Annotated in this window: 10 protein-coding genes; 5 read left to right on the top strand and 5 right to left on the bottom strand. The window is 51.1% G+C overall.

Features of this window, described 5'->3' with window-relative positions; genetic code table 11:
- Positions 1-94: 94 nt before the first annotated feature.
- The 5 genes from H6F90_RS10885 to H6F90_RS10865 form a co-directional block, all read right to left on the bottom strand.
- The gene (locus H6F90_RS10885; protein WP_190552501.1) at positions 95-2,224 is read right to left on the bottom strand and encodes an acylase; all 2,130 of its coding nucleotides are present in this window, start codon (positions 2,222-2,224) and stop codon (positions 95-97) included.
- 26 nt (positions 2,225-2,250) lie between these two features.
- Positions 2,251-3,606 (bottom strand): MFS transporter, encoded by a 1,356-nt coding sequence (locus tag H6F90_RS10880; protein ID WP_242024419.1) that lies wholly within the window; start codon positions 3,604-3,606, stop codon positions 2,251-2,253.
- Positions 3,607-3,957 carry a DUF1636 domain-containing protein gene (locus tag H6F90_RS10875; RefSeq protein WP_190442902.1) on the bottom strand — a complete coding sequence of 117 codons (351 nt, stop codon included), beginning with the start codon at positions 3,955-3,957 and terminating at the stop codon, positions 3,607-3,609. It lies immediately after the preceding gene.
- 2 nt (positions 3,958-3,959) lie between these two features.
- Complete coding sequence (locus H6F90_RS10870; protein ID WP_199295854.1) at positions 3,960-5,051, bottom strand: ABC transporter substrate-binding protein; 1,092 nt, start codon at positions 5,049-5,051, stop codon at positions 3,960-3,962.
- A 75-nt stretch (positions 5,052-5,126) separates the two neighbouring features.
- Positions 5,127-7,724 (bottom strand): TonB-dependent receptor, encoded by a 2,598-nt coding sequence (locus H6F90_RS10865; protein ID WP_190552500.1) that lies wholly within the window; start codon positions 7,722-7,724, stop codon positions 5,127-5,129.
- A gap of 649 nt (positions 7,725-8,373) precedes the next feature.
- On the opposite strand from H6F90_RS10865, the gene H6F90_RS10860 reads away from it, so the two are divergent.
- Genes H6F90_RS10860 through H6F90_RS10840 form a run of 5 tightly spaced genes read left to right on the top strand, consistent with a single transcriptional unit; the run spans position 8,374 to position 25,436 of the window.
- Positions 8,374-13,734, top strand: a complete 5,361-nt coding sequence (locus H6F90_RS10860) for an amino acid adenylation domain-containing protein (protein ID WP_370587992.1) — start codon at positions 8,374-8,376, stop codon at positions 13,732-13,734.
- A 45-nt stretch (positions 13,735-13,779) separates the two neighbouring features.
- Positions 13,780-18,372 (top strand): type I polyketide synthase, encoded by a 4,593-nt coding sequence (locus H6F90_RS10855; RefSeq protein WP_190552499.1) that lies wholly within the window; start codon positions 13,780-13,782, stop codon positions 18,370-18,372.
- Between the two features lie 7 nt (positions 18,373-18,379).
- The gene (locus H6F90_RS10850; RefSeq protein ID WP_190552498.1) at positions 18,380-19,486 is read left to right on the top strand and encodes an LLM class flavin-dependent oxidoreductase; all 1,107 of its coding nucleotides are present in this window, start codon (positions 18,380-18,382) and stop codon (positions 19,484-19,486) included.
- 5 nt (positions 19,487-19,491) lie between these two features.
- Positions 19,492-24,363 (top strand): non-ribosomal peptide synthetase, encoded by a 4,872-nt coding sequence (locus tag H6F90_RS10845; protein WP_190552497.1) that lies wholly within the window; start codon positions 19,492-19,494, stop codon positions 24,361-24,363.
- Between the two features lie 17 nt (positions 24,364-24,380).
- Complete coding sequence (locus tag H6F90_RS10840; RefSeq protein WP_190552496.1) at positions 24,381-25,436, top strand: TauD/TfdA family dioxygenase; 1,056 nt, start codon at positions 24,381-24,383, stop codon at positions 25,434-25,436.
- Positions 25,437-25,468 lie beyond the last annotated feature (32 nt).

Here is a 25,468-nt window from a genome sequence, read left to right as displayed (position 1 = left end):
TTTCATCCATATTAGTAATGCCGCCTAATTGCTCAAGCTGAGTGTTTAGGCGGCATGTTCTTTCTATTTCAGATTACTTGGGTAGTGCTATGGCTCAGTTTTGGCCGAAGTTAGTAGTTCGAGATTTCAGATGAGCTAGGATATCTCGACGCGATCGCCAGACGGGGCGAAGTTTTTTCTGGGACATCAAGGTGAGTTGATCGCTGCCTTGCAGCATATCGGGTTGAGTGGCATTGCCATAGCTGGTTAGAGCCTGCGCCCGAACTGGGTTAGAGAATTCGATCGCGGCGACGAAGCTATCTCCATCGATGGCTTGAAACTGGCCTTCGTCGGCAGGGGTATAGTTGACAGTGCGAAAGATGCCTAGCCCACCAGGGCCACCATTAGCAGGCAAATTATTCACCTCAGACTTAAGCCGAAAAACGTCTCCCCAAGCAATATCTAGCGCTCCGTAGTTCTTGAGAACTTCAGTGGCAGCAGTTTTGAGGGCAGCGATCGCCGCTTCAGGATCAGCTAAGCCATCTGGGGTCGTAAGAGGAGATTTCTCATCCCAAGGAATGGCAAACAGTTCGGAGCGATCCATTAAATCATTCCAGGCTTTGAAAAGAACAGCACCACGGCTATTGGCTTCGGCTTGGCGATCCCACTTTTGCAAAGCTGCGATCGCTTGTTTGATGAGGGGATCAGTGGAGGATTTGGCAGCAGTCGTGAGATCATCCAGAATCCGATCGGCTAGTTCCATGCGGGTGGAGTGCTTGTAGCGAATCAATTCCTCAAAGGAGATCTTCGAGTCTTCCATCAACATTCGCAGCGAGCGCTGGGCGCGGAAGTAAAGAACATCACGAGGAGCGATGTAAGAGGGGAAATCATCAGGATTTAAGGCTGCGGGTAGGGTGGTTGTCCAGGGTGCATCATTGGCATTTTGCAACCAGCCAGTTTTGGGGTCAACGACACGAGGAAGATCCTCGTAAGCATGGGTGCGAGTCCACAGCGTCTTTGAGGTATTACCAGGAATTACGCCTGACCAATCTGCAAAAGTACCTTCCTTGCGAACCGGAACTTGACCATTGAAGAAGTTGAGAATATGTCCGTCGCGATCGGCATACAGAACCGTAAACATCGGAAGCTGCATGCGTTTGAGAGCTGTTTCAAATTCTCTCAAGTTAGTGGCGCGGGCCATCTCCCACCATTGCTCTAAACCTCTAGCTTTATCTAAACCTGCTACCCGGAGGGCGATCGCTTGTCCCTTCGGTTCTGCGACTACCGGGCCATGTACCGAGCGTTGAATAGTTAAGGTTTGCTCTTGCCAAGAACCATCTTTTTGCTTGACTTTGAGGGTTTGAGTCTCCGTATCGAAGGGACGCACTTGCCCATCAAACTCATAGCCGCCATCTCGCGAAGTTAATGCGTAAGCGTCCCAGCCGTCATAGGTGTTGACGGTGTGAGTCCAGCCCATCGCGTCATTAAAGGCGATCGCTAGCACTGGAACGCCCACCAGAGTTGCACCATAAGCATCGATACCAAGAGCCGTTATTTGAGCTTCGTACCAAAGAAACAAATCTGCCCAAGGGAGATGGGGGTTCGCCAGCAACATCGCTTTACCACTGGCCGAGTGAGAGGGTGCGATCGCCCAACCATTTGATCCGCCTACGGGTTCTCCGGGATCTGCTTCAGCAAGCGTGGCTTGCAACTCCTCTGGATTGACGACAAATGTGAAGTGTAGAACCCGCTGAGTATGTGCCAAAACATCTACGGGTGAGATAGGAAGTACAGCTTTCAAATCATCCTCGATCTGGTCAGGATGAGCTTTGGCATAGGCGTTGATCCCAGCGGCAAAGGCATTCAGATATTGGCGGAACTTTGGCGTTTGGGCTTTGTACCAAGCTTGCGATCGCTCTGGGATGCCCATTTGACGCACCCATTGATCCGATTCCACATAGTCTTCGCCCCAGTATTCCGCTGCCCGTCCGCGAGCCTGACCATAAAGCCGCAATAGGAGATTGGCGTGGCTCTGCATCTGTGCCCAGCCAAAAGCGCGAAACAGATCGGGCGTGCGGTTGCTAGAGATATGTGGCACTCCATAGGTATCCCACAAAATCTCGGTGCTGGCAGCTTGACCCGACGGGCCAGACGTGATGATGATCAATATCAATACAATAGCCAGCAGCAATGAGTACAGCCGAATAATTTGCCGCTGAGACAGGCGAGAGATGAAATACTTCATAAGCTAAATGGCGAGGGGCTTTGAATTTAGCGCTCCTTCCCTACTAGAGAAGGGGTTGGGGAAGAAGTCTTAATGTCATAATCAGGTACCAGCGTTTCTACATCTCGTAAAGTACGAAAAGCATATCCGCCTACACCTACCAGCACGCCTAAAATAGAGAATAAAGTGAATTGCAGCGCCATACCTGCACCGTTTCCTGTGCCGAAGATACCGCTAAAAAGAGGCGTGAGAAAGCCTCCGGGTTGCATGGCAGGCTCAAAAACTTTATCAGCTAAGGGGCCAGCGATCGCTAGTCCTAGAGGTGCCGCCAATTGGGCAATCAGATAACGCGAGGCAAATACCTTCCCCTGAACTGCTGGATCGACTTTGGAGAGCCAAATAGCTTGATTGGAGCTACCAATAAACGGAGAAAAGATAGCAGCCAAGAACCCTGTGCCCATCCAGAGTGGTAAGGACTTCGACAATCCTAAAAATACACTACTGAGTTCACCAAAAGTTTGGCCTAGGAGTAGACCATGAATGCGTCGTTTGGGACCGCCCCAGACACTCAGCAGGACACCGCCAACCACGCCCCCAATCCCGATCGCGGCTTGAACACTAGCAAGGGCTGTGGCATTATCTTGACTACGCGCCAAGATCATCACAGGTTGAATCGCCCAGGCTGCATTGGTAAGGAGATTAGAATTTAATAAAAACAGGAGAATTGCTAATAAACTGGGATGGCGGAAAATATAGCGAAAACCAAAGGTAAACTCTTCCCAAAGCTGCTCTCTGGAGAACGGTTTCGCTTCAACTTTGGGTTGAGGAATGGTCGTAAACCAAACGGTGCCAACCGCTATCAGAAAAGTGACCAGATCAATCAGGAGGATGCCTGGAAGCTTAATCAGTGGATAGAGAATACCTGCGATCGCCGGAGCTAAGATTGCCGAACCGGAATAGGTGAGATAGGAATCCATCGCGGTGGCTCTGGCATAGTGCTGCTTAGGCACAATCTGCGACATGGAAGTAGAATAGGCCAGGTCTTGGAAGTAACCAAACAGACCATTCACTGCTCCCGCAACATACAGATGCCAAATCGCTAACTGATCAGTGAGCAGCAAGCTGAGAAGCACCACCGTAGATATCCCTGCCATGCCATCGCCGATCATCATCAATTGCTTGCGATTCCAGCGATCGACGAGTACACCTGCAAAGGAAGCCGCAATTACCTTCGGAGTGCGAGTAAAGAAAAAAATCAAAGCTAGCGGAGTTGCCTGACCTGTGAGTTCCCAAGCCCAAAGCGTGATCGCAAAGTTGGTCATCTCTGTGCCGAGCACTGAGGCTACCTGCCCACTCCAAAGAATGAGAAATTTCCGCAGGCTAGTAGGTTGATTGGGTTCCATTCAAGCAGCCGGAGGCGAAGGAATACGGACTAGCAGTTTAGGCAGCAACGATTCTGGCATCTTGGGCGGTTTGACATAGCCATCTCCACTGTCCTGGTACTGAGCGGCAAAAGTCAACAGATCGCTGGCTTGATCCGGTGACAAATCTGTGAAGTGATAGCTGTACTTGCCGGGACAGATCAAGGAGGCAGAGCAGGGGCGATCGCAGGTCCATAAACAACTTGTTGCTTCAATCTGCAACCCGGATGCTTGATCTGCATTAGATGCCAATACTTCATCGAGGAGATGAGGCGAACTGCCCTTGCGGTCAGGACCACAGCCTTTACAAATAAACAAGGTGTGCTGAGACATATCTAAGCCTCATCGACCAAATATTTGAACAAGTCATCAATAACCAAATTGGCTGCGATCGGGCCACTGCCAATCCAGTACTTGGGTACTTGATAAACACGGTTTTGTTTCACAGCTTTTAGATTCGCCCAGAGGGGATCAGACTTGAGTTGCTCCAATTGCTTCTGAGCAGCCTGAGCTGATTTGGCATCATTCTCCCCTGTCCAGACAAACAAGACATCTCCATCTGCCTGACTCAATAGCTCTCGACTAATCGACAACTGCACCGGATTGCCACCCAAAGCCTTTGCTTCTGAAGCACTCAAACTTTGAGTAGACGGACGAGATAACCCCGCATCCGCCAAAATCGTGCCAGAGAAGGAGTCCTTTAAATAAAGGCTGATGCCATCTGGATAAACACGCACCACTGATACCTGGGTTTGATCTGGCTGGGAACCAGAGGCACCCATCTTTTGTTTGAACTCTGCTAAACGGGCTTTGTACTTGGCCATTAGTTGCTCAGCTTCAGCCGTTTTGCCAAGGGCTTGGGCATAAAGTTGCAATGTCTTCTTCCAAGCTCCGCTACCCTCTCCACTATCAATTACCGTAGACGCAATGCGAGACAATTGCGGATAGATGGCTTTGTGGTCTGTCTGCCACCCCAAAATCAGATCAGGCTTGAGTGCCAAAATCTTTTCTAGACTCGGAGCACCAGACCGCCCCACATTGGGAATACCCGCCGCCCGCTCCTGCAGATAAGAGTCATTCACTTGGTTGCTACCAATCGGTTGTACACCGAGGGATAGCACAGTATCTAACCAACTCAAAGACACAACTCGCTGGGGAGCGGCAGGCACTTGAGTCGTCCCCATCGCATGTTGAACCGATCGCGTCTCGGTAGTGGTAGGAGTGCTTAATGACGGTTGAGAGTCAGAATCAGAAACGACATCTCGACCACAGGCAACTGTTGTCATGAGGGTGAGCAAGAGCAGCAGACTCAACCGCAGCCAGCGATCGCGATATCCCTGCATGACTGATGGCAGTTGCGATCGCCAGATCTTTCCCATCTCTTGTGAGTAGAACTTGAGTTGTCGAACCACCCTGAGCATGTTCATGACATACGTAAAATATGGATCAAATATCTCTAGCTCCCCTTCCCTCATAGGGAAGGGGCTGGGGGTTAGGTATCCTTAGAACGATACAGACAAGGAACCAATGATCGTGAGGGGCTCGCCGGGGCTGATATATTCGCGGAAGCCTTCACTGTTCTCGACATAATTGATGTCAAACAGGTTCTTGACGTTAATCGCAGCTCGCCAGTTATCCCGACGGTAGAAGACAACAGCATCGGTGCGGACATAGCTCGGCAGCTCGAAGGTGGCATCCAAGTCGCCCGCGCGATCGCCCACAAAGAACAAGCCAGCCCCAAAGCCGAAGCCTTGCAAGTTGCCGCTCTGAATCTCATAGGTAGACCATAAGCTGCCGCTGTTGCGGGGCACGTTGGTCAGCCGATTGCCTACGGTCAACAAGTTATCTTTAGTGATTTCGGCATCAATGTTGGCATAGGAGGCAATGACGTTCCAACCTGGAGCGAGTTCTCCGGTGACATCCAGTTCAATCCCTCGGCTACGAACTTCACCCACAGGGAGACTAAAGCGTCTGTTGTTCGGGTCACGGGTGGCAATGTTGGTTTTCGTCAGCTCAAAAGCAGCTAAGTTCGTAACCAACCGGCCATCTAGAAACTCACCCCTTACCCCAACTTCATACTGAGTACCACGTTCGGGATCTAGGGGAGAGCCGTCGGCCCGGATGGATCGAGAGGGGACAAAGGAGCGGCTGAAGCTGCCATAAAGAGAAATCGGTTCAATTGGCTGGTAGACCAAACCAACTTGTGGACTGAAGGCGTTATCGTCCTGCTCAAACTCTCGGCCTGAGAGGTTGTTAGTGGTGGATTGCTTGAAGAAGTCAATGCGTCCACCCGCAAGCAAGATCAAGTTATCAGTCAGGTCAATTTGGTCTTGCAGATAAAGCCCTACCGTATTGATCCGACTGCCATCGTCCCGAACTGGCTCAGTCAGTTCCGAGATATCAGGGCGATCGCCATAAATAGGGTTGTAGATATCAATGGGGAAGTCAGGATCACCGGGTAAAGATTTCTGTGTCCCTTCTCGCGATGTCCGGCCAAAATCTACCCCAACCAAGAGGGTGTGGTCGATCGCACCCGTCGAGAACTTCCCGGTGATGTTGGTCTGTACGTCTAGGGTGTCTGACTCATCATCGTTAGATAAGAAGCGGCGATCGAGTTGACCGCTATCTTGAATAAACCAGGAGTCAGCGCGGTAGTCAAAGGTATCCGCCTTGGTAAACCGTAAGCCGTTGCGAATTTTCCAGTTATCGTTGAGTTCATGTTCTAGCTGGTAGCCAACCGAAAATTCTTCAACTTCACCTTCATCATCGGGATGACCCAACACGCGATCGTAAGGAATATCCGCAATTCCTTCGCCAATTGCCACAATGCCTCGGTCAAACGGGCGCTTGTCTTTGAGGTAGTCAGCCTCGAACACCACAGAGGTGCGATCGCCAATATCCCAAGCTAGAACAGGAGCCACGAAGAAGCGATCGGTATCTTGATCAAAGTCGCGGAAGTTACCGCCGCCTTCAAACACAGCGTTGAGGCGATAGCGCACCGAGCCATCATCGTTGACTGGGCCTGTCAGGTCTACGCTGGGGCGGAACAGACCAAAACTACCAACTGATAGTTCGGCACTATAGGCGGGATCAAATAAGGGTTGCTCAGTAACCAGGTTGACTACCCCGCCGGGTTCTAGCTGTCCATAGAGAACTGAAGCGGGGCCACGCAAAACTTCAATCCGCTCAACGTTGACGCTTTCCCGCAAGCTGCGTTGGTTTTGGCGGAAGCCATTCCGCAAAAAGGTGTCCTGAGAGAATCCGCGAATGGTAAAGCGATCGCGCGTTCCCCCAAAGCTATCATCTTGAGCGACACCCGCAACGTTCTGGAGCGCCTCTCCAACGCGAACTGCCCGCTGATCTTCTAAAACTTGCTCTGGTACCACCTGGACTGAACGGGGTGTATCTCGCAGTGGGGCTTCTGTTCTGGTGGCAGAGGTGGCGCGTCTAACTGTGTAGCCTTCCTCCTCATCATCGGTCGCGACAATCCGAATTGCATCACTCTCACCCTCAGCGCTCTCATCACCAGCGCTACTATCTGCGGCACTATCATCTGTTTCAGTAGTGGTTTCCGCTTCTGTGGTGGTTTCAGTATTTGCCTCGGTTGTATCTGCCTCGGTTGTATCTGTTTCAGTGGTGGCAGATTCCGTCGTGTTGGATTCTGTGGGAGATGTTTCAGTCGCGATCGCGCCCGCAGAATTGATGTTTAAAAATACTGTATTTCCCTGACGAGTTAGCGCACTGATGGGGACAGCCGACTCTCCCACGATTGTCACCCGTACGCTATTTGTGGTCAGTGAGGTGACAGTGACTTCGGCAATACCCGCCGCTGGATTGGTTTGACGAAAAGATTCTTGGCCTGCCAAGCGCAGTTGTGCATTTGTGATATCCGTGGTGAGCGTATTTCCAGAACTGGTGGTCAAAGCTCGAACCGCAGCACCATTGCTGGTTTCCAAGACAACTTCTAAGCCGCCATCCTTGGGATTTAGTTGAACGTTTGTAATTTGGCTGCTCTGTGCCCAAGCAGGGCTAGCAATCAGAGCGGGCACCACCCCAAGCAAGCCAAGGCTACAACTCAGGAACTGCGGTCTACTGGTCATATCTCCTCACGTATCTAATGAAAAGCACGTTAACTGCAACTGGCTGATTTATCAGCAGCATGTTCTGAGACACCTCATCAACGATGAATTCGTTGGGTATCTAGAACCTTGACTAGACTAATTCTCAATTAGAAGTCATAGGAAGTCTGAATGGCATCTTACTACACTTAGAATAGTTCTCAACAAAATTGTGTCAAGAAATTTGATCCAATCCTATATTCCATTCACTGCCAGTACTTGGAAGATATTCGAAGTGGGTTCAAAGGTAGGAGATTGGAGGAATGGCTAGATAAAACTTGCTCCTAGTTGACAATAATTTTCTTTTAGGGGTTGCCAAGGGTTTAAGTTGAACCTATATTAATTGAGAACTAATGTCATTTACAAACAGTTTGTGTTTATCTTGAAATTCTAGAAATGTTTCAATTTAGCGATTACATCATGGCCGACTAAAACGCTAGAAGCACCACCTGGCAGGGCAATCAGTCATTCAACAGAATTTTTAACAATCTATTGACTCATCTCCTCGGCTGGGATTTTGGAATGACCTACAGGATCGCGATCGCCACTCTCAGCTCCAATTGGCTCGAGGAGTGATGACTCACATCAGCCCTCAGTTTTCTGCCTGACGCATCTACAAGGAAGATAAAGTGTGACTCAGCATCATCTGGAATTTGCAATTGGTTATCCAACGATGGTGGAACTGCTCTGCGAGCGAGCATCCCAGCAAGCAAACCAACGAGCCTTTACATTCTTAGCGGATGGTGAAGCTGAGTCGGACTGGCTCACTTATGCAGACTTTGATCAACGAAGTCGAGCGATCGCGGCTCAACTGCAAGCCCTGAACTTGCAAGGGGAACGGGCACTACTGTTATATCCCCCTGGGTTAGATTATCTAACCGCCTTCTTTGGCTGTCTCTATGCAGGGGTTATAGCAGTTCCGGCGTATCCCCCCCGCAATGCTCGCAATACCCCTCGAATCCTCAGCATGGTGCAGGATGCCGAAGCTGCGATCGCCCTCACTACTTCCAGTCTGGTTGATAAGATTCAATCTTTGCTAAGCGAACATACGACACTAGATTCGCTGCAGTGGTTGACGACTGATCAACTACCAGAGCCTCTAGCGGACGATTGGCAGAAACCTCAATTAGACAAGGATACACTGGCTTTTCTGCAATATACTTCTGGCTCCACTGGTACTCCCAAGGGGGTGATGGTCAGTCACGGCAACTTACTCCACAATGCCGCCACGACCTATCAATATATGGGGCATACTCCTGAGAGCCTGTTTGTCTCCTGGTTGCCTGCTTATCATGATATGGGCTTGATCGGGGGGATCTTACAACCGCTCTATGGTGGATTTCCTTGTGTGTTGATGCCGCCTGCCACTTTCTTACAGCGTCCGTACCGTTGGCTCCAGGCGCTCTCTCGCTACAAAGCCACGACCAGCGGTGGCCCCAATTTTGCCTACGATCTCTGCGCGCAAAAGATCACACCAGAACAGCGACAAACTCTGGATTTAAGCAATTGGCAAGTGGCATTCAACGGCGCAGAACCTGTGCGGGGTGAAACACTACGAGCCTTTGCTGAAACCTTTGCCGAATGCGAATTTCGTCCAGAAGCCTTCTATCCTTGCTACGGCATGGCAGAGGCAACATTGATGGTGTCGGGTGGCTCACCTGGGATCGCACCACCGATCAAAGCGGTACAAGCGATCGCCCTAGAACAAGATCAGATCCTTGAAGCCACACCCGAAACAGAAGATACACGCTTGCTTGTGGGTTGTGGTCAAAGTATCCCCGATCAAACCATTGCGATCGCCCATCCCCAAAACCTAATCTCCTGTGCAGCGGGTCAAGTTGGGGAAGTCTGGGTGGCAGGCCCCAGCGTCGGTCAGGGTTATTGGAATCGCCCCGAAGAAACTCAGGCAACCTTCGGTGCTTACCTAGCAGATACAGGTGCAGGCCCCTTCTTGCGAACCGGAGATCTCGGCTTCTTGCAAGACGGAGAACTGTTTATTACGGGACGGGTGAAAGACCTGATCATCATTCGTGGTCGCAATCTGTATCCTCAAGATATTGAACGCACAGCAGAGCAAAGCCATCCTTCTCTAAGGGTTGGGGCTGGAGCTGCGTTTACCGTTGAGGTGAATCAGGAAGAACGGCTAGTCGTGGTTCAAGAACTCGAATTCCGCCAGCAACCTGACATTGAGGAAGTTGCAGGAGCCATTCGAGGCGCGATCGCCCAAGCCTTTGAGGTGCAGGTATATGCGGTGGTGCTACTGAAACCGGGGCATATCCCCAAGACCACCAGTGGCAAAATTCAACGTCGCGCCTGTCGCGCTGACTTCTTAGCAGGTAGTTTAGCTGTTGCGGGTAGCAGCATTGTCGATGTCACACACGATGGCAGTGCAGCGAGTGAATTAACTCGCGCTGACTTGTTGGCGATCGCTCCCGCAGACCGTCAAGTTGTGTTGATGGTTGAGCTACAACGGCGGGTGGCTTCCGTGGTAGGGGTTCGTCCTGATCAGATCAATCCTGAGCAACCCCTGAATACGCTGGGGATTGACTCGATTATGGCCGTGACGCTGAAAAATGATCTAGAGATCAATCTAGGAGTGACGATTTCTGCTGTTGATTTCCTGGATGAGGTGAGTCTGCAAGAACTTGTGCAGCGGATTCTAGCCCAACTTGCAGAAGGAGTCGAGCGATCGCACTCAATCCTCAAACGGGATGCGACTGCTGACGCCTATCCCTTATCCTTTGCCCAACAACGTCTCTGGTTTGTGCATCAAATAGAACCGGATAGCCCGTTCTACAATCTGCCCGTGGCAATTCGGCTCACTGGGGCGTTATCCGTTCCGGTGCTAGAGCAGAGTTTGCAGGCGATCGCGCAACGGCATGAGATTCTGCGAACTCGATTTCTCTTACAGAATGGACAACCTGTGCAAAGCATCGTGTCTGACTTGCCATTCCGACTGGCGATTGTGGATTGTACATCACTTAATGATCTAGAAATAGAACTGCGATCGCTACTGCAATCTGAGGCCAGCAGACCTTTTGATCTAGAGCAGTATCCTCTTTGGCGGGTGCAGTTGGTGCGATTGAGTGACACTCACCATGTGCTCTTGCTCAGCTTTCATCACGCGATCGCCGATGGTTGGTCGATGACACGGGTATTGATTGAGGAATTAGCGGTTCACTACGAAGCCATTCAGTTAGGCCAAGCTCCTGCTCTCCCAGAGTTACCCATTCAATATGTAGACTTCGCGCTGTGGCAGCGGCAACAGTGGCAAACCGGAGCTTTCCAACCGCATCAAGCTTACTGGCAGCAGCAATTAGAGGGATTACCTGTACTGCAACTGCCCACGACTTATCCACGCCCAGCCGTACCCAGCTTCCGAGGCGCTAAACTTGCTTTTGCCCTATCTCCAGAGCAGACTGTAGCGTTGAAAGCATTGAGCCAGCGAGAAGGCGTGACGCTGTTTATGACACTGTTGGCAGCTTTTAAGGTGTTGCTATATCGCTACAGTGGTCAGACGGATCTCCTAGTCGGTTCTCCTATTGCCAATCGCAATCAGCCAGCGCTGGAAAATTTGATGGGTTGCTTCGTCAATACCATTGTGTTGCGAACAGAGTTAAGCGGTAATCCTAGCTTTCAAGAACTGTTGAAGCGAGTGCGACGGGTAGCGTTAGATGCTTACCTGCATCAAGATTTACCCTTCGATCAACTTGTCCAACAACTGCATCCCGATCGCGATATCAGCCGTAACCCCCTCTTCCAAACCTGGTTTTCGCTGCAAAACATGCCAGCCTCTAGCCTAGAGTTCGCAGGACTTTCCCTAGAATCCTTAGATGTGGATACGGGAACCTCTCAGTTTGACCTCAGCTTGGATATGGAAGAGCGCCACGATACACTGATGGGCTGGGTGGAATACAGCACCGATTTGTTTGACCAGGCAGCGATCGCCCGTTTTGTAGAGCATTTCCAAACACTCCTCGCCAGTATCCTTCAAGCACCCGATCAATCGCTCGCCACGCTGCCAATTCTGCCATCTGCTGAGCGTCAACAGCTTTTGCTGGATTGGAACTCAGGCACTCATGATCTGCCACAACTATCGTTCCAGAAACAATTTGAGCAACAGGCGATCGCCACTCCAGATATGCCAGCGTTAGTTGATGCAGAGACATCCTTAACTTACAGAGAGCTGAATGAGCGTGTTAATCAGCTTACTCACTATTTACAAAGCTTAGGAGTAACAAATGATACATTTGTAGGAGTTTGTTTAGAGCGATCGCCTGAGCTAATCATTAGCATTCTGGCAATTCTCAAGGCTGGGGGTGCTTATGTACCGCTGGACCTCAACTATCCAGAAGAACGTCTCTTGTTCATGCTAGAAGATGCCCAGGTTGCCGTCTTACTGACTCAACAAGACATTGCTTTATCTGTTCCTTCAAGCCTTCAGCGTATCAACCTCGACACAAGCTGGACGGAGATTGCCCAGTATCCCATCACTTCTCCTATTTGTGCTGCCACAGAAGATGATTTAGCTTATCTCATCTACACTTCTGGCTCTACAGGTAAGCCTAAGGGCGTGATGATCGAGCGGCGATCGCTAACTCACTTTGTTGATAGTGCCATTCAGATCTACGAGATTAAACCAGGCGATCGGGTGTTGCAATTTGCCTCGATTAGCTTTGATGTGGCAGTAGAAGAGATTTTTCCAACCTTGGCAGCAGGGGCAACGCTGGTCTTACGCACAGGTTCCATGATTGAGTCAATGGCTAGCTTCTTGCAGCATTGTCGTCACCAAGCCATTACTGTTCTAAATTTGCCAACTGCCTTTTGGCACCAACTGGTTCATGCGCTCTCTACGGCAACCCTCACCCTGCCCGAATCGTTGCGACTGGTGATGATTGGGAGTGAAAAGGCACTCCCTGACTCAGTGCATCTGTGGAAACAATACGCAAATTCGCAGATCCGATTAGTGAATGCCTACGGCCCAACAGAAACCACGGTAACGGCGACCTATTGCGATATTGCGGGTCCACGCGCTGTGCCCTTTGATCAGGAGGTTCCCATCGGGCGATCGCTCCCCAATGTACAACTGTATGTGCTGGATACCCATCAACAACTCGTACCCGTTGGGATTCCTGGTGAACTGTATATCGGTGGAGTCGGCGTCGCCAGAGGTTACCTCAATCGCCCCGATCTCACCAACGAGCGATTTATCCCCAACCCATTTCAAGATCTTTCTCACTCCTCCTCACTCCTCCCCCCTCACTCCTCACTTCTCTACAAAACTGGCGATCGCGTCCGTTACCGCACTGATGGACATTTAGAGTTCTTAGGACGGGTGGATCATCAGGTTAAAATTCGGGGTTTTCGGATTGAGTTGGGAGAAATTGAAGCGGCACTCGCTCAACATCCTAATGTGCAAGAAGCTTTGGTGTTGGTGCGAGAAGATCAACCGGGTCAAGCTCGTTTGGTTGCTTATGTGGTCCTAGTTAACAGCAACCCTGAAGCCCAGAAAGAGTTACGCGATTTTCTCACACAGCGACTCCCTGCTTACATGTTGCCTACTGCTTATGTGATGTTGGATGCGTTTCCGCTCACGCCCAACGGTAAGATAGATCGCCGATCGCTCCCCGCTCCAGAAGGCGATCGCCCTACACTTCAGGTCAACTATATCGCACCACAAAATGAGCTAGAGCAAGCAATTGCAGGCATTTGGCAAACAGCTTTGGCAGTGGAACAGGTGGGCATTGATGACAACTTCTTTGAACTGGGTGGACATTCCCTCTTAGTAATTCAAGTGCAGCATGCCCTGCAATCGAGCCTGAAGCGAGAGATTGCCGTGATTAATTTGTTCAAGTATCCAACCGTGCGATTGCTGGCGCAGTATCTCAATCAGCAAGATATCCCAGCCGATTTGCAACCTGTTTACGACCGTGCCCAGCGTCGCAAAGCCGCTCTCCAAGACCGACGGGCTAGCAGATCTGCAAGGCGCTAACGTCTCTCTCCGCCTCTAACTTCATTCATCGCGAGAACAAAATCCATGACGACCCACTCACTCGATGGAATCGCCATTATCGGCATGACAGGTCGCTTTCCAGGCGCGAAAAATATTCAGGAATTCTGGCATAACTTGCAAAATGGTGTCGAAGCGATCGCCTGGTTTAGTGATGAGGAACTGTTGGCTGCGGGGGTAGAGCCCGATCTCTTACAGCATCCCAACTATGTAAAGGCGGGCGCTGTATTGGATGGCATTGATCAATTTGATGCGGCCTTCTTTGGCTACAGCCCACGAGAAGCAGAGACATTAGACCCACAACAGCGCTTGTTTCTGGAGTGTGCCTGGGAGGGATTAGAGCACGCTGGATACGACCCACAACGGTATGACGGGCGGATTGGTGTTTATGCAGGTGTAGGTTGGGATAGTTATTTGGTCTTCAACCTGGCGGGCCATCCCCAGTTGCTCGATCAAACCCACGGCTATCAAACCGTGCTCAGTAATGAAAAAGACCATCTCACGACCCGAGTTTCCTACAAGCTCAACTTGAAGGGGCCGAGCCTTGATATTCAAACCGCTTGCTCTACCTCTTTAGTCGCCACTAATCTGGCTTGTCAGAGTTTGCTCAGCTACCAGTGTGATATGGCCTTGGCAGGTGGGGTGACAATCTCTGTGCCCCATCGCACTGGATATTTACACCAAACAGGTGGCATTCTCTCCCCCGATGGTCACTGTCGCGCCTTTGATGCTCAAGCGGCTGGAACGGTTGCAGGCAATGGTGTCGGTGTTGTGGTACTGAAGCGATTAGAAGATGCGATCGCCGATCGAGATATGATCTACGCTGTAATTAAGGGGACTGCAATCAACAATGATGGCGCAGTGAAAGTGGGATATACGGCTCCTAGTGTGGAAGGACAGGCCGAAGCGATCGCGGAAGCCCTAGCAGTGGCAGAGATTGAACCGGAGACTATCAGCTATGTGGAAACGCATGGCACCGGAACTGCCCTCGGAGACCCGATTGAAATTAGCGCCCTGACGCAAGCCTTCCGCAGCCAAACTGAGAAAAAACAGTTCTGCGCGATCGGTTCCGTTAAGACGAATATCGGCCATTTGGATGCAGCGGCAGGTGTGACCAGTCTGATCAAAACCATACTGGCGCTACATCACCAACAAATCCCACCCAGCCTGCATTTTGAGCAACCGAATCCGCAAATTGATTTTGCCAACAGTCCGTTTTATGTGAATACCAAACTCACAGATTGGAAAACCCATCATGCTCCGCGACGGGCAGGCGTAAGCTCCTTTGGCATTGGCGGCACGAATGCCCATGCGGTACTCGAAGAAGCGCCAAAACTCCCCTCATTTGGCACTTCTCGACCCTGGCAACTGCTTCTCTTATCGGCTAAAACTGCATCTGCTTTAGAGGCAGCAACGACGCGCTTGAGCGATCATTTAGTCCAGCACCCACAGAATCTGGCAGATGTTGCCCATACTCTCCAGGTGGGACGGCAGCGATTTAATCATCGGCGGATGGTGGTCTGTCGAGATAACGCTAAAGCAATCCAAATCTTGCGATCGCAGGACCCTAAGCAGATTGTCACTCACGTAGAAGCGCCGCAAAGCCGTTCCATCACTTTCCTATTCCCAGGACAAGGAGCGCAATATGTCGGCATGGGACAGGATCTCTATCAAACTGAACCTGTTTTCCGAGAGTGGGTCGATCGCGGCTCCGAACTTCTGAAACCGACATTAGGGCTAGATCTACGAGATCTCCTGTATCGCTCAGAAATCGATGCCACCGAGCAGCTACAACAGACAGCGATCGCTCAACCTGCAATTTTCTTAGTGGAGTATGCCCTGGCGCAACTCTGGATGTCTTGGGGAGTGCAGCCGCAAACTTTGACTGGGCATAGTGTGGGTGAGTATGTCGCCGCTTGTTTGGCAGGTGTGTTCTCGTTTGAGGATGCTCTCAAGTTGGTGGCAAAACGGGGTCAGCTCATGCAATCCCTGCCCACGGGATCGATGCTGGCGGTTTCCCTATCTGAGACACAAATCAAACTTTGGCTGAACCATGACCTCTCCTTAGCAGCCATCAATGCTCCCAATCTGTGTGTGGTGTCGGGTACAACGGCTGCAATTGAAGAGTTGCGCGATCGCCTGACTGCCCAAAATATAGACTGTCGCTTGCTCCACACATCTCATGCGTTCCACTCCACCATGATGGAGCCGATTCTAGCCTCTTTCCGGGCAGCAGTGAGTCAGGTGAAGTTGCAGCCTCCGACTCTACGACTACTATCAAATCTGACAGGCACCTGGATGACCGCAGCAGAAGCATCCAGCCCTGACTATTGGGTGCAGCATCTACGGCAACCAGTACGCTTTTCGGGGGGAATCAGCCAACTGTTGCAAGAGCCAAATTGCATTCTGCTCGAAGTTGGCCCCGGTCGTACCCTCAGCACCCTGATCCGCCAGCATCAATCGCAAGCCAGCGGGCAAATCATTCTCTCCTCTCTGCGTCATCCCAAAGATGCGCCAAAAGAGATCGAATCAGATATCTCTTTCTTGCTCAATGTCCTAGGGCGGCTGTGGTTAGCAGGTGTAGAAATCGATTGGTCAGGGTTCTATGCCCACGAGCAACGACGACGTTTACCCCTACCCACCTACCCCTTTGAGCGGCAACGCTATTGGATCGATCCGCCCACCAAGCAGGCAAACTCCACGCCAGCAGCCCCTATTTTAGGCAAAAAGCCAAATGTCAGTGATTGGTTTTATGTGCGTTCTTGGCAGCAATCACCGCTAGTCGCACCCGCGATCGCCCCTCCCCAGCACTACCTGATCTTGGCAGACTCATCAGGGATTGGATCTGTGCTTGCTAGTCAATTAGAACAAGCGGGACATACGGTGACCATCGTGATGCTGGACGATCGCTTTACTCAGAAAGACGAGCGCACCTATACCATCAATTCCCAATCGGTAGATAATTACAGAACGCTACTTCAGACACTACCTCAAGCACCCAACGCGATCGCCCATTGCTGGAATTTAGAAGAGAAGCGATCGCCTGAAGAGAAGCAATCTTTGGAATTCTATAGTCTGCTTTATCTAACCCAAGCTTTGGCGCAACAGAATTTCAGCGATCGGGTTCATCTGACCGTAATTACGCAAGACTTGTACGATATCACAGGTCAAGAAGCGCTTGATCCAACCGCAGCAACCAGCCTAGGGTTCTGTCGTGTCTTGCCCAGAGAACAGCTCAACCTGACCTGCTCTCACATCGATCTCGATTCACGTACGACCAATGCGTCTGGTTCCCCACAAGGTTGGAGGGCTAGAGGCTCAACAATTCAACACCTCACCACAGAACTTTGTTCCACCACTCAAGAGCAACCCTTTCAGCAGATTGCTTATCGTGGGCGGCATCGTTGGGTGCAATCTCTAGAGCCTGTAAATCTAGAGCCCCCATCAACCCCTCAAATTCAATTACAACCGGGTGGTGTGTACCTGATTACGGGGGGATTGGGCGGCATTGGTTTATCTCTGGCTCGTTATTTGGCTGAATTGGTGCAGGCCAAGTTGGTTTTAGTCAGCCGTTCGGGACAAGCAGAATCTCAAACCCTACAAGCATTGGAGGCCTTGGGCGCAGAAGTTCTGGTCGTTCAAGCAGATGTGACGAATCGAGAACAGATGAGAGATGCGATCGCCCAAACGCTACAGCGATTTGGCAAGCTAAACGGAGTGATCCACGCCGCCGGAATTGCTGGGGGTGGCATTGCTCAACTGAAAACCTTTGAAGCCGCAGCGGCGGTTCTCGCGCCGAAAGTGCAAGGCACCCTCGTTTTAGAGGAAGTGCTACGAGGCATCTCGCTAGATTTTCTCTGTCTGTGTTCTTCCCTCAGCAGCATCATTGGCGAATTCGGACAGACCGATTACTGTGCCGCCAATGCCTTCCTCGATGCGTTTGCTCACTATTGGACAGCGAAATATGGCTCCAAGGCGATCGCGATTAATTGGGATACTTGGCAACAGGTGGGGATGGCGGTGAATACAACGGTTCCAGAAGCCTTGCAGCAACAGCGAGCAGCCAGTTTGCAGCAGGGGTTAACCACCGAGGAGGGCATTGAGGTCTTTCAACGAGTTCTCCACAGTGGCTTGCCGCAGGTGATTGTGTCGACCCAAAATCTCCAGGCCGTGGTTGAGCAGCATCAGCAAGCGGTGTTGCAGCAACCTCAGTCTGCCTCTATCGATCAGTTTATTTCTTCATCAGAGGGGCGATCGCGGCATCATCTCCTGCCCCACAGTTCTTATGTAGCGCCTCACAGTGCCGTAGAACAACAGATTGCTGATATCTGGCAAGACCTCTTGGGGGTTGAACCGATTGGCATTCATGACAGTTTCTTTGAGTTGGGTGGGCATTCCCTCTTGGCAGTTCAGGCGGTCTCTCGATTGCGCGATCTATTCCAGGTGGAATTACCTCTGCGAGTGCTACTGAGTGAGGCTTCGACGATCGCGGAATTGGCGCAGTGGATTGAATCTCAGCAACCACAAGGTGAGGATTTAGAGGCGATCGCGCAACTCCTGGCAGATATCGAAAATCTCACGCCTGAGCAACTTCAAACCCAATTGGAAACCTCTCGCTAAATTAATCATGCAGTTTGGTCTCTTCTACTTCTCTGGCGACGGTTCTACCCATAGTGCCGATAAATATCGGCTCCTGACCGAAGGGGCAAAATTCGCTGATCGCCACGGGTTTTCTTCTATCTGGATTCCCGAACGACACTTTCATGATTTTGGCGGACTGTATCCCAACCCAGCAGTGATTAATGCCGCTCTGGCGATGATTACCGAGCGGGTGCAGTTGCGATCGGGCAGTGTGGTTTTACCTCTGCAAGAGCCGTTGCGGGTGGCCGAAGAATGGGCAGTGGTGGATAACTTATCCAACGGTCGGGTAGGTCTCACGTTTGCCTATGGCTGGCATGTGGATGACTTTGTGTTGTTTCCCGAAAACTATCGCGATCGCCAAGCCGTGATGTGGCGCGAAATCGAAACCGTACAACGACTCTGGGAAGGGCAAACCATTGAACGCAAAAACGGATCGGGGCAGCCTGTGCAAGTTCGCACTTTGCCTCGCCCAGTCCAGCCCAAACTGCCGATTTGGATTACCTGCCATTCTGATTACACCTTTACAGAGGCAGCACGGCTCGGTGCCAATGTCTTGACTTCCCTGCTCCACTCATCGGTAGAAGAACTGGCACCTAAAATCCAGCTTTATCGGCAATCTCGTGTTCAGCATGGTCACGACCCAGCGGCAGGAAAGGTCTCGCTAATGATGCATACCTTTATTGGTGAGGACTATGAGCAGGTGAAGCGGCAGGTACAAGCTCCTTTTTGTAATTATTTGAAAACTCACTTTGACCTGATTGAGAGCCTGGTCAAGCGAGAGAATCTGCCTGTTAACCTAGCGCAATTTACCGAAAGCGATATTGAGACGCTGCTGCAATTTGGCTTTGAGCGTTATCTCGATGGCAAAACCTTAATTGGTACCGCTGAAACCTGTGAACCCGTGATTCAACACCTTCGAGAGATTGGGGTTGATGAAGTCGCTTGCCTAATTGATTTTGGCATTGACTTTGATCTAGCGATCGCCAGTCTGGAGCATCTCAACCATTTCAAAGATCGCATCCAACAATCTCTCTCTCCTGAACCTGTCGCGGCTGCCTCTTCAGGCCAATATTCAGCTTTGAGTTTCTTTTGATTATCATGAGCGCTGAAACGATGAATGACCTGGTTAAACGAATTGCGGCTCTCTCTCCAGAACAACGAAAGCTATTTGAGCAGCGACTCAAACAACAAAGAGAACAGTCTGCTCAGGTTTTCATGATTCCGCGTCGGCAATCTGGCAATTCGCTACCCTTATCCTTTGACCAGGAGCGGATTTGGTTTTTTGAACAGCTAGAACCCAATAGTTGCCTCTACAACATTCCCTTTGCTGTGCGGTTAGAAGGGACACTGGACGAGATCGCCCTTCAGCAAAGCTTCAGTGCCATCATGCAGCGCCACGAAAGCCTGCGGACCACCTTCACCACACAAGACGGGCAACCGATTCAGGTCATTCATCCCACCTTAGATTGCCAGCTAGTACTCAGGGAGATTAGCGATCGCCAAATCCTCGAATCCCAGGAATCTGAGTTGGCATCCCTCTTACTCCAAGAATCCCAGCGCCCCTTTGACCTCTCTCATGGCTCCTTGCTGCGGGCAGTGCTGCTATGCCTCAATCCGACTCATCATGTGCTGTTGGTGGTGCTGCATCACCTGATTGCTGATGGTTGGTCGCGGAGCGTATTTATCGAAGAATTAGCAGTTTGCTATCAGGCGTTTAACCGTCAAGTGCCTGTGTCTTTGCCAGAACTACCGATTCAATATGGTGATGTGGCGGTGTGGCAACGGCAGTGGCAAATGAGTGAAGCTGCCAAAACTCAACTCACCTACTGGCAACAACAGTTACAGGGCTTGCCAATTCTAAACTTGCCCACAGACAAGTCGCGCCCATCCTCCCAAACTTTTAACGGCGCGAAACTTCCGGTGCAGCTTTCAGATTCCCTAACGCGATCGCTGAAAGCGTTGAGTCAGCGGGAAGGGACAACGCTGTTCATGACACTCCTCACTGCCTTTAACCTGCTGCTGCACTACTACAGTGGGCAAGAGGATGTGGTCGTGGGCACGGATGTCGCCAATCGCAGCCGCACCGAAACCGAGCGCCTGATTGGGCTGTTTGTGAATCAGTTGGTGCTGCGAACCGATCTATCTGGAAACCCTACCTTTCGACAATTGTTGGCGCGGGTACGTCAGGTAACCGTGAATGCCTACGCCCATCAAGATCTCCCCTTCAATACGCTGGTAGAAACCCTCAACCCCGATCGAGCCTCAGGGCGATCGCCACTGTTTCAGGTCAAGTTTGTCCTGCAAAACGCCCCAATGCCACCTCTGGCTCTCCCCGGTTTAACCGTGACACCCCTGGAGGAGATCGACACCCAAACGGCAACATTGGATTTGTTCTTTGCCCTCTCTGAAACTGAGCAAGGTTTAGCGGGAGCGATCGAGTACAACACCGATTTGTTTGAATCTGCCACTGTGCAACGCCTGCTGGGACACTTTCAGCATTTATTGGAGCAGGTTGTTGCCAATTCCGATCGCCACCTCTCGGAGTTCTGCTTGTTAACGGCGACAGAGTGGGAGCAGCAGATCTCCACTTGGAATCAGATTGATCCACAGGTTGCCATTTTAGAGTCAGACTCTACAGTGGTTGAACTGTTTGAAGCCCAGGTAGCGCGGGCACCAGAAGCGATCGCCGTTATCTATGAAGAGCAATCTCTCACCTACGGCGAACTCAACCAACGCGCTAACCAACTGGCTCACTATCTGCGATCGCTCGGTGTTGGCCCGGAAGTGCTGGTTGGTCTTTGTGTTGAGCGATCGCTAGAGATGGTCGTTGGCATCCTCGCGATTCTCAAAGTAGGTGGTGCCTATGTGCCACTAGACCCCTCCTACCCACCAGAGCGTTTAGCGTTCATGCTCAATGATGCTCAGGTGCCAGTGTTGGTAACTATAAGCAGCCACGAACAGCAGTTATCACCTCAAGGAACCAAGGTAGTTTGCCTCGATCGCGATGTCACCGTCATCAGCCAACAAAGCCTTGACAATCTGGTGAGTGGTGTGACAGCCGACCATCTCGCCTATGTCATTTACACGTCTGGTTCTACAGGTAAACCGAAAGGCGTGTTGGTCAACCATCGTAATGTCGTGCGTCTCTTTACCGCCACTCAACCCTGGTATCACTTCAACGAAAAAGATGTTTGGACGCTCTTTCACTCCTACGCCTTTGACTTCTCCGTTTGGGAGATTTGGGGGGCATTGCTGTATGGTGGGCGATTGGTCGTGGTGTCTTATTGGAACACGCGATCGCCTGAAGGGTTTTATAAACTGTTGTGCCAAGAACGGGTGACTGTCCTCAACCAAACACCTTCGGCGTTCCGCCAGTTAATTCAAGCAGAAACAGCTTTGGGGATGTCTCCAGATCTCAGTCTCCGTTTAGTCATTTTTGGTGGAGAAGCACTATCTTATCCCAGCTTGCAGCCTTGGCTTGAGCGGCATGGTGATCAATCACCTCAGCTCGTCAACATGTATGGCATTACAGAAACCACGGTGCATGTGACATATCACCCGCTCTCAATGGTGGTTTCTGATGCCACCAAAAGTGTAGTCGGCAAGCCGATTCCAGACCTCCAGGTATATATCCTGAATCAATATCAGCAACCAGTTCCCATCGGTGTACCCGGTGAAATGTATGTGGGTGGAGCAGGTGTCACTCGTGGCTATCTCAACCGTCCTGAGTTAACCCAGGAACGATTCATCACTAATCCCTTCAGCGAAAACTCCTTACCCCTCTCTCCTCTCTCTTCACTTCTCTATAAAAGCGGAGATCTGGCGCGGTATCTTCCCGATGGCACGATTGAGTACTTGGAACGCATTGATCATCAGGTGAAGCTACGCGGCTTCCGCATTGAATTGGGCGAAATTGAAGCCGCTCTCAGCGAACATCCCGGCGTACAAGAACAGGCGGTGATTGTGCGAGAGGGACAAGGTGAAAAAGGCGAGCAACTGGTGGCCTATATTGTGCCGCAAGCAGAAACCACACCAGATCTGATTTCTCAGTTACGAGATTGGCTGAAGGCAAGACTACCGGAATATATGGTTCCCACAGCCTTTGTGACTTTGGACTCAATCCCCCTGACCTCCAATGGCAAGCTCGATCGCAAGAACTTACCTGCTCCTACGGGTGATGATGTGGTGCGATCGCAACTGATTGCACCTCGCACCGCTACCGAAAAACAACTGGCTGAGATCTGGTCGCAACTGCTCGGCATTGAAGCTATTGGCATTCAAGACAATTTCTTTGAACTGAGTGGACATTCCCTCTTGGCCACTCAGGTGATCTCTCGCGTTCGGGAAACTTTAGGGGTTGACATATCCCTGCGGCAAATATTTGCTTATCCCACGATCGCGGAATTTGCCACTCAGGTAGAACAAGCTAGCAGCACAACCGCAGCAGTTCCGCCTCTACAACGCCTCGCTCAGCGGCAGCAACTCCCTCTCTCTTTTGCTCAACAGCGGCTTTGGTTCTTGCATCAACTAAACCCTGATGATTTGTCCTATAACTGTGCAGGCACAATTCAGCTTCAGGGACAGCTTGATATTGCAGCGCTAGAGCGAAGTTTGAATGCACTGGTGCAACGGCATGAGGTGTTGCGGACACAGTTTGTGGTCGAGGAGGGGCAACCGATCCAGGTGATTTTGCCGACGCTCCAGGTCAATTTGCCTGTGGTGGATTTGCGCCAGGACAACGCTGATCTCAGCTCGTGGCTCCAGCAGGCAACCCAACACCGCTTCGACCTTACCCAAACGCCTCTCTTCCGATTCACGCTCTTGCGCCTGACGGATACCAACCATACGCTACTGATGAGCCTGCACCATATTATTTCAGATGCTTGGTCGATCGGAGTCTTTCTGCAAGAACTCGCCGAGCTATATACAGTTTTTATCACCCCACCCTGCGGGAACGCTTTCAGCGAACGCTCCTCACCCCACCCTGCGGGAACGCTTTCAGCGAACGCTCCTCACCCCACCCTGCGGGAACGCTTTCAGCGAACACTCCTCACTCCTCTCCCCATTCAATATGCCGACTTTGCCGTTTGGCAGCGTCAGTGGTTGCAAGGAGAGGTGCTGGAATCGCAGCTTGCCTACTGGAAAGCCCAGTTCAAGGAGATTCCGCCACCGTTAAAGTTTGCGATCGCTAACGCCTCTCCAGAAGCACCAGCTACATCCCAAGGCGCACGTCATCCTCTCACCCTCACAGCTAACTTGAGCACAGCTCTAAAAACGTTGAGTCAGGAAAACGATGCCACCTTATTTATGACGCTGTTGGCAGGGTTTAATGCCTTGCTCCACTACGCCACCCAGCAGATGGATATTGCCGTGGGTTCCCCGATCGCGAACCGTAATCGCCGGGAGATTGAGGGCTTGATTGGCTTTTTTGTGAATACGCTGGTGCTGCGAACTGATTTATCCGGTGATCCTACTTTTCGAGAACTGGTGTTGCGGGTGCGAGAAACGGCGCTAGGAGCGTATGCCAATCAGGATGTGCCCTTTGAGCGACTAGTAAACGAACTTCAGATCGATCGCCAATTAGGACAATCGCCACTCTTCCAAACCTGGTTTGTGCTGCAAAATACTTCGATGCCAAGTGTTGAGTTGCCTGGATTGCAGTTAACGCTGTCTGATCTGGATGTGGGTGTGGTGCGGCATGACCTGAAGCTGGATCTCACCGAAACCACTGCTGGGCTGGAGGGATTTTTTGAATATAAAACCGCTCGATTTGAGGCGATCGCCATTACTCGCCTAGCCAGCCTCTACCAAACTTTACTAGAAACTGTCGTTGCCCAACCGGATATCTCCTTAAGTTGTTTAACGCAGGTCTTAGCTGAAACCGAGCAACAACAGCAACAGCAGGCAGAGCAAGCCTTTAAAGCCACCCAGCGCCAAAAACTCAGCCAAATCAAACGCAAACGTTCTTAAAAAACTCTTTCAAAACCATGAGCCACCCAGAATCTCCTTCCCGTCTCAAACTCCAAGGTATTAAACGCCGTGCCGTCAGCTTTTCGGCTGCGACAGAACTAGTCACGACGAGCCCATTGCAGCCAGACCAGCCTTTACCGCTAATCATTCAACCCCAGGTAGAAGGGTTAAATTTAGAAACCTGGGCACTGAATCAGCGGCAGTGGCTCGAAGCCCAACTGTTGCAACATGGCGGCATTCTGTTTCGCAACTTCAGTATCAGCAGTGTGCCCGCCTTTGAGCAATTGATGCAGTCTCTTTATGGCTCCTTGCTCAATTACTCTTATCGCTCTACACCTCGCAGCACCGTCAGCGGCAAGATTTACACCTCGACGGAATATCCGGCTGACCAATGGATTCCGCTCCACAACGAGATGGCCTATAGCCGCAGCTATCCGTTGAAGATTGCCTTTTACTGCGTACAGCCCGCTGTTGAAGACGGAGCAACCCCGATCGCGGATAGCCGCAAAATTTTTCAAAAGTTAGATCCCCAGATTAAGGAGCGCTTCATCGAGAAGCAGGTGATGTATGTCCGCAACTATGGCGGTGGTTTAGATCTACCCTGGCAGACGGTCTTCCAAACCTCCGACCAGAGCGAGGTGGAAGCCTACTGCCGTAAAGCAGGAATTGAGTGGGAATGGCGCAGTGACGATCGCCTGAGAACACGGCAGGTCTGCCAAGCGATCGCCACTCATCCAGTGACAGGCGATCGTGTTTGGTTCAATCAGGCGCACCTATTCCATGTGTCGAGTTTAGCGCCAACAGTGCGAGAGTCTTTGCTGGCAGTGGTTCCTCCGGAAGAGTTGCCTCGCAATGCTTACTACGGTGATGGAACGCCCATTGAAGATTCCATCTTGAATGAGATTCGTGAAGTCTATCAGCAAGAAATGGTGATTTTTCCTTGGCAGCAGGGCGATATTTTATTGCTCGACAACCTCCTCGTCGCTCACGGACGAACTCCTTTTGTCGGCCCCCGCAAGGTGGTAGTGGGGATGGCAGAATCTTGTGAAGCGCGATCGCCTGACCTCAATTAGATACCTCGTAGGGGCGGGTTTTGAATATCCCT

This window comes from Trichocoleus sp. FACHB-591 (assembly GCF_014695845.1).
GTDB lineage: Bacteria > Cyanobacteriota > Cyanobacteriia > FACHB-46 > FACHB-46 > Trichocoleus.
The sequence above is the reverse complement of the archived record's forward strand: the minus strand, read 5'-3'. Positions and strand labels throughout refer to the sequence as shown.

Excerpts from the sequence above, each read along its gene's own strand:
- H6F90_RS10885 (WP_190552501.1), bottom strand. The coding sequence starts at position 2,224 with ATGAAGTATTTCATCTCTCGCCTGTCTCAGCGGCAAATTATTCGGCTG.
- H6F90_RS10880 (WP_242024419.1), bottom strand. The coding sequence starts at position 3,606 with ATGGAACCCAATCAACCTACTAGCCTGCGGAAATTTCTCATTCTTTGG.
- H6F90_RS10875 (WP_190442902.1), bottom strand. The coding sequence starts at position 3,957 with ATGTCTCAGCACACCTTGTTTATTTGTAAAGGCTGTGGTCCTGACCGC.
- H6F90_RS10870 (WP_199295854.1), bottom strand. The coding sequence starts at position 5,051 with ATGAACATGCTCAGGGTGGTTCGACAACTCAAGTTCTACTCACAAGAG.
- H6F90_RS10865 (WP_190552500.1), bottom strand. The coding sequence starts at position 7,724 with ATGACCAGTAGACCGCAGTTCCTGAGTTGTAGCCTTGGCTTGCTTGGG.
- H6F90_RS10855 (WP_190552499.1), top strand. The coding sequence starts at position 13,780 with ATGACGACCCACTCACTCGATGGAATCGCCATTATCGGCATGACAGGT.
- H6F90_RS10850 (WP_190552498.1), top strand. The coding sequence starts at position 18,380 with ATGCAGTTTGGTCTCTTCTACTTCTCTGGCGACGGTTCTACCCATAGT.
- H6F90_RS10845 (WP_190552497.1), top strand. The coding sequence starts at position 19,492 with ATGAGCGCTGAAACGATGAATGACCTGGTTAAACGAATTGCGGCTCTC.
- H6F90_RS10840 (WP_190552496.1), top strand. The coding sequence starts at position 24,381 with ATGAGCCACCCAGAATCTCCTTCCCGTCTCAAACTCCAAGGTATTAAA.